The sequence below is a fragment of the uncultured Sunxiuqinia sp. genome, from assembly GCF_963974515.1.
Lineage (GTDB): Bacteria > Bacteroidota > Bacteroidia > Bacteroidales > Prolixibacteraceae > Sunxiuqinia.
The window spans coordinates 1-15,163 of sequence record NZ_CAXBDD010000002.1 but is presented as its reverse complement, the minus strand read 5'-3'; the positions used below and the strand labels follow the sequence as shown (position 1 = coordinate 15,163).

Annotated in this window: 10 protein-coding genes; 7 read left to right on the top strand and 3 right to left on the bottom strand. The window is 41.8% G+C overall.

Annotated features, from left to right (window positions below; all coding sequences use genetic code 11):
* Window position 1 precedes the first annotated feature (1 nt).
* Both mnmE and AAC033_RS00765 read right to left on the bottom strand, forming a co-directional pair.
* Window positions 2–1,399 (bottom strand): tRNA uridine-5-carboxymethylaminomethyl(34) synthesis GTPase MnmE, encoded by a 1,398-nt coding sequence (gene mnmE / locus AAC033_RS00770; RefSeq protein WP_339734328.1) that lies wholly within the window; start codon window positions 1,397–1,399, stop codon window positions 2–4.
* Between the two features lie 85 nt (window positions 1,400–1,484).
* Complete coding sequence (locus tag AAC033_RS00765; protein ID WP_339734326.1) at window positions 1,485–2,300, bottom strand: DUF4422 domain-containing protein; 816 nt, start codon at window positions 2,298–2,300, stop codon at window positions 1,485–1,487.
* 182 nt (window positions 2,301–2,482) lie between these two features.
* Here AAC033_RS00765 and AAC033_RS00760 point away from each other — a divergent pair, with 182 nt between their 5' ends.
* The 5 genes from AAC033_RS00760 (at window position 2,483) to AAC033_RS00740 (ending at window position 8,303) form a co-directional block, all read left to right on the top strand.
* Window positions 2,483–3,391, top strand: coding sequence for an FkbM family methyltransferase (locus AAC033_RS00760; protein ID WP_339734324.1), 909 nt, complete (start codon window positions 2,483–2,485; stop codon window positions 3,389–3,391).
* Between the two features lie 92 nt (window positions 3,392–3,483).
* On the top strand, window positions 3,484–4,230 hold the full coding sequence (gene fabG, locus AAC033_RS00755; RefSeq protein ID WP_339734322.1) for a 3-oxoacyl-[acyl-carrier-protein] reductase: 747 nt from the start codon (window positions 3,484–3,486) through the stop codon (window positions 4,228–4,230).
* A 38-nt stretch (window positions 4,231–4,268) separates the two neighbouring features.
* Window positions 4,269–5,156, top strand: coding sequence for a PfkB family carbohydrate kinase (locus tag AAC033_RS00750; RefSeq protein ID WP_339734320.1), 888 nt, complete (start codon window positions 4,269–4,271; stop codon window positions 5,154–5,156).
* A gap of 60 nt (window positions 5,157–5,216) precedes the next feature.
* On the top strand, window positions 5,217–7,112 hold the full coding sequence (locus AAC033_RS00745) for a SpoIIE family protein phosphatase (RefSeq protein ID WP_339734318.1): 1,896 nt from the start codon (window positions 5,217–5,219) through the stop codon (window positions 7,110–7,112).
* A gap of 135 nt (window positions 7,113–7,247) precedes the next feature.
* On the top strand, window positions 7,248–8,303 hold the full coding sequence (locus AAC033_RS00740) for a mechanosensitive ion channel domain-containing protein (RefSeq protein ID WP_339734316.1): 1,056 nt from the start codon (window positions 7,248–7,250) through the stop codon (window positions 8,301–8,303).
* A 30-nt stretch (window positions 8,304–8,333) separates the two neighbouring features.
* On the opposite strand, the gene AAC033_RS00735 is transcribed toward AAC033_RS00740, so the two are convergent.
* Entirely contained in the window at window positions 8,334–10,856 is a 2,523-nt protein-coding gene (locus AAC033_RS00735; protein WP_339734313.1) for an ATP-dependent Clp protease ATP-binding subunit, read from the bottom strand.
* A 282-nt stretch (window positions 10,857–11,138) separates the two neighbouring features.
* Between AAC033_RS00735 and gyrA the strand changes: the two genes are divergently transcribed.
* Together gyrA and AAC033_RS00725 are read left to right on the top strand one after the other, a co-directional pair.
* Window positions 11,139–13,658, top strand: a complete 2,520-nt coding sequence (gene gyrA / locus AAC033_RS00730) for a DNA gyrase subunit A (RefSeq protein ID WP_339734311.1) — start codon at window positions 11,139–11,141, stop codon at window positions 13,656–13,658.
* A gap of 72 nt (window positions 13,659–13,730) precedes the next feature.
* Window positions 13,731–14,957, top strand: a complete 1,227-nt coding sequence (locus tag AAC033_RS00725) for a tetratricopeptide repeat protein (RefSeq protein WP_339734309.1) — start codon at window positions 13,731–13,733, stop codon at window positions 14,955–14,957.
* Window positions 14,958–15,163 lie beyond the last annotated feature (206 nt).

Sequence of the window (15,163 nt, the reverse complement as noted above, 5' to 3'; positions counted from 1 at the left end):
GTTACTTTCCGATACAGAAATTCTTGAAGATATGCCCCAGTACTTCGTCGTTGCTGATTTCGCCGGTTATTTCACCCAAGTAATGAAGGCATTCGCGGATGTCCTGTGCCAGAAAATCGCCGCTGATACCATCTTCTAGTCCATCAATCACCCGGATAACAGCTCGGTGGGCATTGGTCAGCGCTTCGTAGTGGCGGATGTTCGAAACAATCACATCAGTGCCTTCAGCCTGTTGCAGATTGGCGTTTTCCTTTAGCAACTCAATCAACGCTTCGAGGTTTTGTTGTTGCTTTGCTGAAATAAAGACCAGGTCTTCATTCTCAGACAGGATGAAAGCATCCAGCATTTCCTTGACTTTTGCCTTGCCACCCAGATCGGCTTTATTTCCAACGATAATCAATTTTTGATCCTGAACGCGTTCACGAATCAGTTCTACACGCTGCCTGATCAAGTCGATGGGGTTTGATAAATCTGTGACCAACAAGACAATTTCGGCTTGCTCCAGTTTGCTGTAACTGCGCTCAATTCCGAGGGTTTCAATCTGGTCAATGGTTTCGCGGATGCCAGCCGTGTCGAAAAATCGAAAAGCCGTACCGTCAATATTCACCACATCTTCAATCACATCGCGCGTTGTCCCATGAATGTCGGACACGATGGCTTTTTCCTCGTTTAAGATGGCGTTGAGTAGGGTAGACTTGCCCACATTTGTTTCGCCAACAATGGCCACAGGAACACCGTTTTTCAATACATTGCCCAGCTTAAATGAGCCGGCAAGCTTGTTAAGCAGGCGTTCGATTTTCTCAGTCAGCTCAATCAACTGTTTGCGGTCGGCAAACTCCACGTCCTCTTCACCGAAATCCAGCTCCAACTCAACCATGGCAATAAAGTGCAGGAGTTGATCGCGCAGTTTTTTGATTTCGTTGGAAAAGCCACCCCGCATTTGTTTTAGGGCCATTTTGTGATTGGCCGCATTGCTCGATGCTATTAAGTCGGCAACCGCTTCGGCCTGCGACAAATCCATCTTGCCATTCAGAAAAGCCCGCTGGGTAAATTCGCCGGGACGCGCCATTCGAGCGCCACTTTTCAGCAATAATTCCAGCAAACGTTGCTGGATGTACGACGAGCCGTGGCAGGTAATTTCAACCACATCTTCGCCGGTAAACGACTGGGGCGCACGAAACAGAGAGACGACCACTTCATCAATGATTTCGGGCCCTTCGCTGATTGTTCCTACGTGCAGTGTGTTGGCTTTCTGGTTGGCCAGCATTTTGTTTTCAATCGGTGAATGAAATACCTTATCGGCTATTTCTATGGCTTCATCGCCCGATAAACGGATGGTGGCAATCGCTCCAACTCCGGGAGAAGTAGCAATAGCGCATATGGTGGATTGATCAATCATGATGTCGTAATTTGAATTGAGACAAAAGTACAAAATGTGAGGGTAGCCACAAGTTATTGGCTGGAGCGTATTCCGTCAAGCAAAATTATTCGGAAAACTTAAAATGTTTGAAATAAATTACTGGCAGTTCCCTAATCCGAAGATTTTCGCGGGTAAACCAAACATTGAAAAGTCGCTCAGCCATAAAACCCATTATTCGTTCCTGATAGCCCTGATAATCGCTCAGTTCAATTCGTCGTTCAAATTCAAAGAGTACATCAAAAAGCCACGTCATGCACCGGTCAAAGTCTTGTCGCTTCATAATAAACATGTTATTGGCAAACAGGCGTTTCCCCCCCAGCACCCGTTGAAGCGCGTTTAAATATTCCGGACATCGCTCATTGATAATTGATTCGATCAGTTCCAGGTCTGCCGGATTGTGGTACCGGGAGTAATGCGTGCGCACAGTATATTTTAGCTTTCGCCGCTGTGGCAAAATGAGATCGTAGGTCTGCAATATATCAAGGATCTCGTTTTCAGTTAAAATTCTGGGTTTAAAAAACGCGATGTTTTTGGTATAGGTCAGTCCAAAACGTTTCTTTTGCAAACCCGCTAAATAATAAAGAAATCGCTTGATACGATGGGGTAGCGGCTCATTCTTTTGAGTAAGAAATCGCCGGTAGTGTACGCTGCCAACGATGTCCTGCGTTGTGTTTTTCCATACCCAATAAATGCCGGTCAGCTCGCTGTAATAATTATTCTTTTCGGAAATATTGTCCCCGGTATCATCACCAGGAATATCGCTGCCTGCTGATAACCGTGCTTTCCCTGCCATAATTGGCTGGTAGATGGGGCTTATTTCAAGCGTGGGGCCGCATTTGTAGTAAAAAACGTAGATTCTTGTCTTTGGAAGATCAGCCATTCATGAATTTTATTTTGCACAAAAATAATGGTTTTAATAGGTTTTAGTAATCACTTCCCCGCAAATATTGCTTTGTTATTAGCTCATGCAAAAAATTTCCTATAAATTCATACCTTCACGGCCTAATTTTATTTTGAGTCAGAGTTTTGGTCTTCAAGTTTTAATAAACTGTTTTTTATTCCATGAATCAACTTACTTCTAAGCTATACAGAATTGTGGTTCCAAAGTTTATCCGGAAAAGAATTCTGGCCAAACAACTTCCGGTCGCTATTCTTGACTATTACGATGGCAGGAATGAACCTCCATCAGTAGAAATTCAACAGGCACTGAATTTTCTAAAAAAAAATCCCTTAGCCATATTTCCTTATGATTTCCAGAATGAGTATCATGCCGAGGATATTGAAGTTTTTGATGACCGGGAGAAAGGGATGCGCTATGTTTTACAGGATGGCAAAAGGCTTTATTTCAAAAAAAGATGGGGCAAGCGAAAGATTCGGGATTTGTATAATTTGTTAAAAAAAGAGCAGGATATTCGGAGCCCACACCGCTATTTGACGCAAGAATTCCGTTTTGAAGAAGGAGAAGTGCTTGTAGATGTTGGCGCGGCAGAAGGAAATTTGGCACTGAGTGTTGTCGAGAAAGCGTCAGAGCTTATTCTTTTTGAAGCGAATAAGGACTGGATTGCGCCACTAGAAGCGACTTTCGAGCCTTGGAAAGATAAGGTGAAGATTGTGCAGAAATTTGTCAGCGACGTTACCAACGATACCAATACGACACTTGATGACTATCTGTCACTCGACGATTCGAGTGTATTTTTGAAGATTGATGTGGAAGGTGCAGAATCACGTTTACTGGAAGGGGCCAAGCGCATTCTTTCAGCGCATAGCCCATTAAAAGTGGCAGTTTGTACCTATCACAAGCAGAATGATGAAAAAGAGTTTACCAAGCTACTATCAACCTATGGTTTTCGTTCGTCCCACTCGGACGGCTATATGCTCTTCTATTTCGACAAAAAAATAAAAGCACCCTATTTTCGAAGGGGTTTGATAAGAGCGGTAAAGATGAATGAAAACAAAAAGTCTAATCAATAGAAGCAAGGAGTTGCTATTGATTAGACCAACCGTTTCGCATATTTTATTACTTTTACCCGAGATTCAAAATTCAAAAAATTAAATCATTTATTATGAAACTTCTTGAAGGAAAAACGGCTATCGTTACCGGTGCATCAAGGGGCATTGGAAAAGCAATTGCCATTAAATTTGCCGAAGAGGGATGCAATATCGCTTTCACCGATCTTTTTGAAGATGAAAACATGAAAGCCACCGAAGCGGAAATCGCTGCTTTGGGTGTAAAGGCGAAAGGCTATGCTTCGAATGCCGCTGACTTTGCCGATACCGAAAGGGTAGTTGCAGAAATTGTCAACGAATTTGGACAAATTGATGCTCTGGTGAATAATGCCGGGATTACAAAAGATACATTGCTGATGCGTATGACGGAAGAACAGTGGGATGCTGTGATCAATGTCAACCTGAAGTCGGTTTTTAACTTTACCAAAGCAGCTCAGAAAACCATGCTGAAGCAACGTTCAGGCTCTATTGTGAACCTGAGTTCGGTGGTTGGCGTTAGCGGAAATGCAGGACAATCTAACTATTCAGCCTCAAAGGCAGGGATCATTGGATTCACCAAGTCGATTGCCAAAGAGCTCGGTTCACGGGGCGTCCGCAGCAATGCGATTGCTCCGGGATTCATCATCACTGAAATGACCGCCAAAATTCCAGAAGACGCACGCAAAGCCTGGGAAGCCAATATTCCGATGAAACGCGGAGGCACACCTGAAGAAGTTGCCAAAACGGCTCTTTTCCTGGCATCCGATTTATCGAGCTATGTGAGCGGACAAGTGATTAATGTTTGTGGCGCAATGAATACTTGATTTTATAAGCACTCAATATTGAGCCGTCACGAATCCATGTGGCGGCTTTTCTTTTTTCAAGCCCTATGAAACAAGCCCTATTCTTTGGTCTGGCCACACTCGACATTCAATATTATCTTGAGGAATTTCCGAAAGAAAATGTGAAAGTAAAAACCACTCTGCCAGAGTTTTTTGTTGGCGGTCCGGCAACAAATGCAGCCGTGGCATTTGCTGCACTGAATGGTGAAGCACATTTAATCACTGCCATTGGTCAAAGTCCTTTTCATTCCATTTTTAAGGATGACTTTCTTTCTGCCGGCGTATGCTGTACCGATCTCTTAAAAGATCAACTAGCTCAGCCGGTTTTGGCTACAGTAATTACAACGACTAACGGAAATCGCACAATCTTCACACATAATCCCAAAAAATTAGATGTTTCGCTGGATGAAAAAAAACTATTCGATAGGTATTGTCCTGAACTTTTGATGCTGGATGGCTTTTACCCCGAAGTGGCGATTAAACTTGCCCAAGAGGCCCGGAGCCGGCAAGTACCTGTCGTTTTTGATGGCGGAAGCTGGAAACCTCATCTACCGCAACTATTGCCTTTTGTCGATTACGCGGTTTGTTCAAACGATTTTTCTCCGCCGGATTGTCAAACTCCCGAGACTGTTTTTGCTTTTCTCGATCGGTTTTCGATCACCTATAAAGTGATCACTCGAGGGGGAGAGCAAATTATTGCACAAACTTCGGATCAGATTGATTTAATTGATGTTCCAAAAGTCCAGGTGGTCGATACACTCGGTGCAGGTGATTTCTTTCACGGTGCTTTCTGCTATTACCTGTTAACTAAAAATACTTTCGCTGAGGCACTTGATAAATCAGCTGTATTTGCATCTAAAACCTGTTTATTTAAAGGAACGCGGCAATGGATGAATAAACTGAAATAAGATCTTTACTTTCCCCTTGATTTTTCATAACTTGTATGTTCATTGCATTGACCCAAATTCATGTATAAACGAAGTATTGCTTTTCAGCTTGGACTTTATGTAGTAACTGCTGTAGTTATTATCATATCCATGATTGTGTTTATTAATTACAAGCACAGCAAGGAGATCATCATGGAAAAGATTGAAGAAGGCGCGATCCATCAATCAAGCCTGATTATCAATGAAATCACGCGAAATGTAATTAACAGTCAGGAAGTTACCCGGAATGTTGCGAACCAAACGCTGTACTACCATTCCCATGGTGACCTTCAAATGTTTCTTCATCAGGTTGTTGAAACCAACCCGGTGCTTACTGGCATCCATGCACGACTATTCGAATCTTCCGATACGCTAACGTACTCAACTTATTGGAACAAGGATGGGCAATTAGTTGATAAAACGAATTTTGAATTTTGTTCTGTTTTTAAATACCCGGAATTGGCGGAACTTGCCACACAAGAAAAAGTAGGCGTTTGGTCTGATCCGTTTCACTGTCCGATGGATTCGACCACCTTAATGATTTCCTATTTCCTGCCAGTGTTAGATGAGTTTGGAGAGTCAGTTGGGATAGTCGCCGGAGACATCAACCTTAAGTTTTTGAATCGAGTGATTGATGACATTCAGATAGGGGTTAACGGTTTTGCGTTTGTCGCTTCAGCTCAAGGTTATTATCTAACTCATCCGCGGTCGGAATGGGTAATGAAACGAAATCTGTTTGAAACTTCCTCTCAAGTATTCAACGGTGATCGTAACCGCTATCGGCAGATTCTCGAAGATGGTGAGACTGGCTCTGGTTTTGCCTACCCGGAACTCCTGAATTTTGAAAAAAGTTGGTTCTATTTTGCACCCATACCTTTCACCAACTGGAGAGTCGTGATTGTGATTCCAACCGAAGAGCTCTTTGACGACCTGGATATCATATTTCGAAAGATTGTATTGGTGTCGGTGCTTGGATTTGTATTGATTTTGCTTGTTGTTATTCTATTGTTTAATAAGATGTTTACCCCGCTTAGAAAGATAGTTCGTTCGATCCAGCGGTTTAGCTTTGGCGAACGGGGAAGACGGGGAAAGAAAAACGAAATCGAATTATTAAGCGACAGTTTGAAAGAATTGCAGGTTCAGTATAGCACCTATATGGCTGAACAGAATCAAGTTAGGAAAGACAAAAGAAAGTATGAGAAAGACTTAAAATCGGCGAAGGAAATTCAACGTACGATCATCCCGCAGGATTACAGCTTTTTGGAAACGCGCAGAGAAATTGACCTGTATGCCGTCCTTCATCCCGCTGAGAGTATTGGCGGTGACTTGTATGATTTCTTCTTTATCGATGAAAGACACTTGCTTTTTACCATGGGAGATGTTTCCGGGAAAGGGATTCCGGCCGCCCTGTTTATGGCTGTCGCCAACACAATAATCAAAAGTAAATCAACGGAATTATCGGCCAGAAATATTGTAGATGTCGTTAATAAGGCTTTGAGTAAAGAAAATTCAAACCAACATTTCTTAACCTTATTTTTGGGGATCTTGAATGTGGAAACAGGAATTCTGGATTACTGCAATGCAGCACATAACTATCCGTTTTTGTTACGCAGACACAGAGAGTTAATACAACTTGAACACACGCACGGATTGCCTATCGGACTCTATTCAAACAAGACCTATAAGTCGCATTCGATAGCACTTTCAAAAGGCGACGTTCTGTTTCTGTACACTGATGGAGTTACGGACTGTAAAAACCCATACGGTGAAATGTACGGAACGGAAAGGCTCTCAAAATTTATGGCACAAACCAAAGAGCCAGAGCCTAAAACTATGGTTGAAGCGCTGATGAACGAATTGATGGATTTTAAAGGGGAAACGGCACAAGCTGATGATATCAGCCTGATGGCGCTTCAGTTTTTTGGAAAGTACAGCTAGCACTGATGAACACTTGATTCGTTTTATTGTTAATTTGCAGCAAAGCAGATGCGGGAAGCTTTTCTAAAAGTTGTTTGCTCTCCGTTTTTTGTTTAAGCGATTGGGAAGTAGTTGTTCGACTGTAATACTTTATTCATGAGTTTATTTCTAAAAATAGCGATTGTTGTCGCAGGAATTATTGTTGGGGTCTTTATAGCCTATGCAATTATTGGTCGTATTAAAAAGATAATCCATCGCAATACTGATATTGGGGTTGTCCTAAAAGTTATACAGTTAGTGAGCCTGCCATTCATTTTTTTGATTGTTCTAATTTCCGGATCGATGTTAATACCAGCTACCGGATTGCTCGATGAATTGAATTTGGACACAAGTGTTGGCTTTGGGATCGTTTATACTGTTGTCATGGCTTGGTTGATTATAAACGCAATTGGGGGCATTAAGATCTATGTTTTAGCCAAATATGATATCTCGACGAAAGATAACCTGAAAGCCCGGAAAATTCATACCCAGCTTTCGGTTCTCGAACGCATGCTTATCGCCATTGTGATTATTATTTCAATCGGCATCATACTCATGACCATACCTCAAATTCGCAAAGTAGGGGTGAGCCTATTGGCAAGTGCGGGGATTGCCGGTATCATTATTGGTTTCGCCGCGCAACGGAGTATTGCCTTGATTTTAGCAGGATTTCAAATTGCCATAACACAACCTATCCGTCTCGAAGATGCAGTAATTGTGGAAGGGGAGTGGGGCTGGATTGAAGAAATTACGCTGACCTATGTTGTCGTTCGTATTTGGGATAAACGTCGTCTCATTGTGCCAATTACGTATTTTATTGAAAAACCTTTTCAAAATTGGACACGCACATCAGCTGAGATTATGGGTACTGTTTTTATTCACGTTGATTATGGATTTCCGGTTGGAGAAATGCGAAAGAAATTGACTGAAATTTTGAAGAATACGGATCTGTGGGATGGCAAAGTAAATGTACTTCAAGTGACTGATTTAAACGACAGAACCTTGGAGTTAAGGGCCTTGGTGAGTGCGTCAGATTCACCCAAAGCTTGGGATTTAAGGGTCTATGTACGCGAAGAATTGATCCGGTTTGTTCAGGATGAATATCCTCAATTCCTACCAAAAGAAAGAATCAACCTGACGGAAAGACGACCAGATCAGATAAAAGAGTCATAAAAAAAGGCCGGACATCCGGCCTTTTTTATGCTACTTTGTTGTTTTATCTTTTGTGGCAAGTATACGAACTTTTATTTTTTCATTCTTTTTATCATAGCCTATTGAAATGGTGTCACCCTCTACAATCGAGGCTTTGATAATCACTTCAGCCATTTCATCTTCCAGATATTTCTGAATTGCTCTTTTCAACGGTCTAGCTCCATATTGAGCATCATATCCCTTCTCAGCAATGAAATCTTTCGCTGACCGCGATATTTTTAATTTGTAATTCAAAGATTCAACCCTGTCGTAAAGATCTTTCAATTCGATATCGATTATTTTGAAAATGTCTTCCTTTGACAGCGAGTTAAACATGATCACATCATCAATCCGGTTTAAAAACTCCGGTGCAAAAGCACGCTTCAGCGCCTTTTGGACAATATACTTGGCTTGCTCGTTTTCCTCTTCTGGTGTTTTCTGTGTTGAAAATCCAACGCCACGGCCAAAATCGGACAATTGACGTGAACCGATATTCGAAGTCATAATAATGATGGTATTCTTGAAATCAATATTACGTCCAAGGCTGTCAGTCAGGCGTCCTTCGTCAAGCACTTGTAGAAGCAGGTGAAAAACGTCAGGATGGGCTTTTTCAATCTCATCAAGCAACACAACCGAATAAGGTTTGCGTCGTACTTTTTCTGTCAGCTGCCCACCTTCTTCGTAGCCGATATATCCCGGGGGTGCACCGACCAGTCGCGAAACTGAAAATTTCTCCATGTATTCACTCATGTCAATGCGAATCAGCGAATCAATGCTATCAAACAAATATTTGGTCAATACTTTAGCCAGCTGAGTCTTACCAACACCAGTAGGTCCTAAAAAGACAAATGAGCCAATCGGCTTGTTCGGATCTTTCAGACCAGCCCTGTTTCGTTGAATTGCTTTAACAATTTTAGCAATGGCATCATCCTGACCGACGACACTCCCTTTCAGTTTTGCTCCCATGTTCATCAAACGAATGCCTTCGGCCTGAGCAATGCGCTGAACAGGAATTCCGGACATCATGGCCACAACTTCAGCAACTTTTTCTTCTTCAACAACCTCCCGATGACTTATCAGCTCTTTTTCCCAGGCTTCTTTCTCCTGATCCAAAAGCTGTAGCAGGTTTTTTTCTTTATCGCGGTGGTTGGCGGCAACTTCAAAATTCTGGCTTTTTACAGCTTTTATTTTTTCTTCCCGTGTACTTTCAATTTTCTCCTCGAGTTTTACAATCCGGTCAGGCACATTGATGTTCGAAATATGGACACGTGAGCCGGATTCATCCAGCGCATCAATTGCTTTATCTGGCAGAAAACGGTCAGTAATGTACCGGGCCGTCAATTTCACACAGGCTTTAATGGCATCATCGGAATAGGTAACATTGTGGTGGTCTTCGTAACGTTCTTTGATGTTATGAAGAATTTCAATGGTTTCATCAACCGACGTTGGTTCAACCATCACTTTTTGGAAACGACGTTCCAATGCTCCGTCTTTTTCAATTTGCTGCCGGTATTCATCGAGTGTTGTGGCACCAATACATTGGATGTCACCACGCGCAAGTGCCGGCTTCAACATGTTGGCTGCATCAAGCGAGCCGGTAGCTCCTCCTGCTCCTACGATGGTGTGAATTTCATCGATGAACAAAATTACATTGTTTACCTTCGCCAGTTCGTTCAGAATGGCTTTCATCCGTTCTTCAAACTGCCCTCTGTACTTTGTCCCGGCTACAATCGACGCGATGTCAAGACTAATCACACGTTTGTCAAAAAGAACCCTCGAAACTTTCTTCTGAATAATACGAATGGCCAAACCTTCAGCTATAGCCGACTTTCCAACCCCAGGTTCTCCAATCAGGATTGGGTTGTTCTTTTTCCGACGTGACAGGATTTGTGCCAAACGCTCAATTTCCCGTTCCCGTCCAACAATGGGATCGAGGTTGTTTTCTTCGGCTGCTTTGGTGATGTCGATGCCAAAGTTATCCAATACTGGAGTATCAGATTTAGCGCTGCCAACTTTCTTTGACGAAGAGCCCGATGGTGGCTGTTGCTTTGCGAATGGGTCATCAATATCATCCTCGTCGCCGAAATCAGATTTAGCTTCCGGCTGCTTGTAATCCTCCAGCCTGGATTTCAGGATGTAGTAATTCACGTGGAATTCACTGAGCAAAGTTGCAATCTGACTTTCTTTGTCCTTTAAAAGTGCCAGCAACAAGTGACCGGTACTAATCGTTGGGCTGTTAAAGGCCCTGGCTTCGAGATAGACTAACTTAAGCGCTTTTTCAGCTGATTTTAAGAGTTGAACGGAAGCTTGCGGATCAATGGTATTATCTGTACGAAGCGCTTGTTCAATGGCTTCTTTGATTTCTGATAAATTCACTCCCAAATTGGTGAGTATGTCAATTGCAATTCCTTCACCTTCTCTCAAAATTCCCAGAAAAATATGCTCAAGTCCAATCTGCTCATTTCCTAACCTGATCGCCTCTTCGCGACTGTAGGTTAAAACATCTTTTATTCTTGGTGAGAATTGAGAATCCATAATAAACTGTCTTAATAAATTTCTAATTTATTCCTTTCTAACAAATACTATTCCGAAATGTTGGGGGTCTAACCGCCTCGGAAAATAAAAAGTCAACTATAAAAATAGTCAATATTTACTGACTCTCTGCTTTAATCCGTGGGTTTTTTAAACATCCGAATGTTAAAATCTTGTTTCATTTCGACAATTAAAAGCTACTCAAAATGGCTGATTTTGTTAGTATTTTTATATTTTTGTAAGTCAAAATTTTTCAACATAAAATTTCTTTAAAAGGAGGATTAAATGGCTGAAGGCGAAAAAATTATAAAAATAAATATTGAAGAGCAGATGAAGTCTGCTTACATCGATTATTCGATGTCAGTCATTGTGTCAAGGGCTCTGCCTGACGTGCGTGATGGCTTAAAACCAGTTCATAGACGTGTCTTGTTTGGAATGAATGAGTTAGGGATATTTTCCAACCGTTCGTATAAGAAATCGGCAAGAATCGTCGGGGAAGTTTTAGGTAAGTACCATCCCCATGGTGATTCCTCGGTTTATTTTACCATGGTGCGTATGGCGCAGCATTGGTCATTGAGATACCCGTTAATTGACGGACAGGGAAACTACGGTTCCATTGATGGTGATAGCCCGGCTGCTATGCGTTACACTGAAGCCCGTTTGGCAAAAATAGCAGAAGAGATTCTGCAAGATTTAGATAAAAACACAGTTGATTTTCAACCAAACTTTGACGAGTCATTAGATGAACCAACGGTTTTGCCGACCCGGATTCCTAACTTATTGGTGAACGGTACCTCGGGAATTGCTGTCGGAATGGCAACAAATATGCCACCACACAACTTATCAGACACCATTGATGCCATCGTGGCATACATTGATGACCGTAACATAGAAATAGCGGATCTTATTCCTATTATCAAAGCCCCTGATTTTCCCACGGGTGGTATCATTTACGGCTACAGAGGAGTGGAAGAATCCTATGAAACAGGCCGTGGCCGAGTTGTTTTGCGAGGTAAAGCCCATATAGAGCTTACTCCAACCGGCCGGGAAAAGATTATTGTCACTGAAATTCCGTATTTGGTTAACAAGGCAGAACTGATCATGAAGATTGCCGAGTTAGTCAATGAGAAAAAAATTGAAGGAATCTCAAATGTTAATGACGAGTCTGACCGTGATGGGATGCGTATCGTCATCGACATTAAGAAAGATGAAATTTCGAATGTTGTTCTAAACAAGCTCTATAAGTATACCCAATTACAAAACAGTTTCAGCGTAAACAATATTGCATTGGTTAAAGGTCGCCCAAAGATGCTGAACCTGAAGGATCTCATTCGTTATTTTGTGGAACATCGTCACGATGTCGTGGTTAGACGTACACAGTACGAGTTGGATCAGGCTGAAAAACGTGCGCACATTCTTGAAGGTTTAATTATTGCCAGTGACAATATTGATGAAGTTATCGCAATAATTCGTGGTTCGAAAACACCTGATGAAGCCAGAGAGCGTTTGATCGAAAAATTTGAACTGTCGGAAATTCAGTCACGCGCCATTGTTGAAATGCGCCTGCGTCAATTGACCGGGCTGGAGCAAGACAAATTACGCTCGGAATATGAAGAGGTCATGAAGTTTATCGAACGGTGCAGGGAAATCCTGGCAAACGAAGAACTTCGTATGGAGATTATTAAAGATGAGCTACAAGAAATTAAAGCAAAATACGGCGATGAAAGAAGAACGGAAATTGTTCCCGATGCCGAAGAATTTAACCCGGAAGATTTCTACGCAGATGAAGAAATGGTGATTACCATTTCACACATGGGGTATATCAAACGAACACCATTAACCGATTTTAAAACGCAGGGCAGGGGAGGCACCGGCTCAAAAGGCGGGTCAACCCGAGATGAAGACTTTTTGGAGCACATGTTTATTGCTACCATGCACAATACACTGCTGCTCTTCACCGAAAAAGGAAAGTGTTTTTGGCTGAAAGTCTATCAAATTCCGGAAGGTACCAGAACATCCAAAGGACGTGCGATTCAGAATCTGTTAAATATTGAACCCGATGATCAGGTATTGGCATACAACAAAGTGAAGAAATTGGATGACCCTGAGTACATCAATAACAACTTTATCATTCTCTGTACAAAAAAGGGTGTTATTAAAAAGACATCATTGGAAGCCTATTCGCGCCCACGTCAAAATGGAGTTAACGCCATTACAATTCGTGAGGGAGACCAATTATTGGAAGCTCGGCTGACAAACGGCAACCAGGAAATCATGATCGCAGTGAAATCCGGCAAAGCTATCCGCTTCCACGAAAACATTGTTCGCCCAATCGGTAGAACAGCCTCTGGAGTACGTGGTATAACCCTTGGAAATGAGAGCGATGAGGTAGTTGGCATGATCTGTGTTGAGAATGAGTCAGAAGACGTTCTTGTTGTTTCTGAAAAAGGTTACGGAAAACGGTCAAGCATTGAAGGCTACAGGATAACCAACAGGGGAGGAAAAGGTGTTAAAACAATTAATATCACCGAAAAAACAGGTAGTCTGATCGCGATTAAGAGTGTTATTAATGAGAATGATTTGATGATCATTACCCAGAATGGCTTGACAATCCGTCTTCCGATTTCTGCATTGCGCGTGATGGGACGAGCAGCTCAGGGAGTTCGCTTAATTAACTTGAAAGAAGAAGATCGAATTGCATCAGTTGCCAGGGTTACCTTCGAAAACAGTAATGAGATCGAAGAAAACGAAAATGGAGAAGAGATTTCGCCTGATAACGAAGAAAATTCTGAAAATGAATCATAAAGCGTTTTGCTATCAGGAGTTTGAAATGGATAGCAAAAGAATTAAATTTGTAAAAAAATCTAAAAAATAAGAATGATGATGAAGAAAACTATTTTTCTATTTGTACTTATAATTTCAGTAACCACTGTATTTGCTCAGAAAGGAAAAGTATCCAGTGCGCAAAGTTATAAGGACGCGGGTAAACTGGATCAAGCTGTTGAGACAATCGAATCAACCATTGATCCGAGTAATGATAAATCGGATAAGACGCTGGATTGGCCGCGGACATGGGAAGTACGTGGTGAAATATATCAAGCCGTTTACCAAAGTAAAGACGCAAACTATAAAAAGTTATCGGAAAACCCACTTGCTGAAGCTTTGAAGTCGTACCAGAAAGCACTGGAACTGGATGACAAAGGACGTAATGCAAACGCTATTAAGATCAAATTAACGCTGTTAATTTCGGATTTTACCGACCAGGCTGTGCAAGCTTTCAACGATAATAATTATGATCTTGCCTTGCAGTCATTTAAGCAAATTCTTGAAGTTCAGGATATGCCATTGATGCAAGATGATACCAATGCTGGTGTTGTTGATACCGTTATTATCTTTAATGCCGGCTTGGCTGCTTATAACGCAGAAAAATATGATGAAGCTATTAAGTACTACGAAGAAGCGGCGAAACATGATTACAACGGAGCCCGTACATTCGAATTAATTTCGTCAAGCTACATTTTACAGCAAGACACCGTCAGTGCAGTAGACGCCCTGCAAAGGGGTTTTGAAAAATACCCAGACAATAGCTCAATTATGGTGGCTTTGATCAATATCTACCTGAATTCGAATAAAGTGGATGAAGCCATGAAATACTTGCAGCTAGCCATTGAAAACGACCCAAAGAATGCTTCTTTCCATTTTGCACGAGGCTCACTGTTTGATAAAACCGGCGAGACCGAGAAGGCGGTTGAAGCTTACAAGGATGCCATCGAAATAAAAGAAGATTTTGCTGACGCCTATTACAATCTGGGAGCAATTTATTACAATAATGGTGTGCAACAAATTGAAGTCGCCAATGCTGTTCCTACAAACCAGCCTGACAAATATGAGGAAGAAAAGAATAAGGCTGATATCGATTTTAAAAAGGCCGTTGAGCCAATGGAGAAAGCCGCTATGTATGCGGCGGCAGCAGAAGAACCTAACGAAAATACAAAGCAAACCCAATTGAGTGCGTTGGAAACGTTGAAAACTTTGTACTATCGCTTGAAAGAGATGGACAAATTTGATGAGGTCAATGCCAAACTGGAAGAGTTAAAACAATAATTGCGATACAAAAAAAGGGAGAGATTTTTACTCTCCCTTTTTTATACATATAAAAATAACATAATATCAACTATAAGACAACGTCTATTTGCAGATGATTCATTCACTTCTTGATTTCCTTCTCTAAGTTTGGATATATTTACGACAATCGAATCAAGTACGGATAAGGCACCAATCCTTCATGAGTACAGTCTGAACCATTCGGA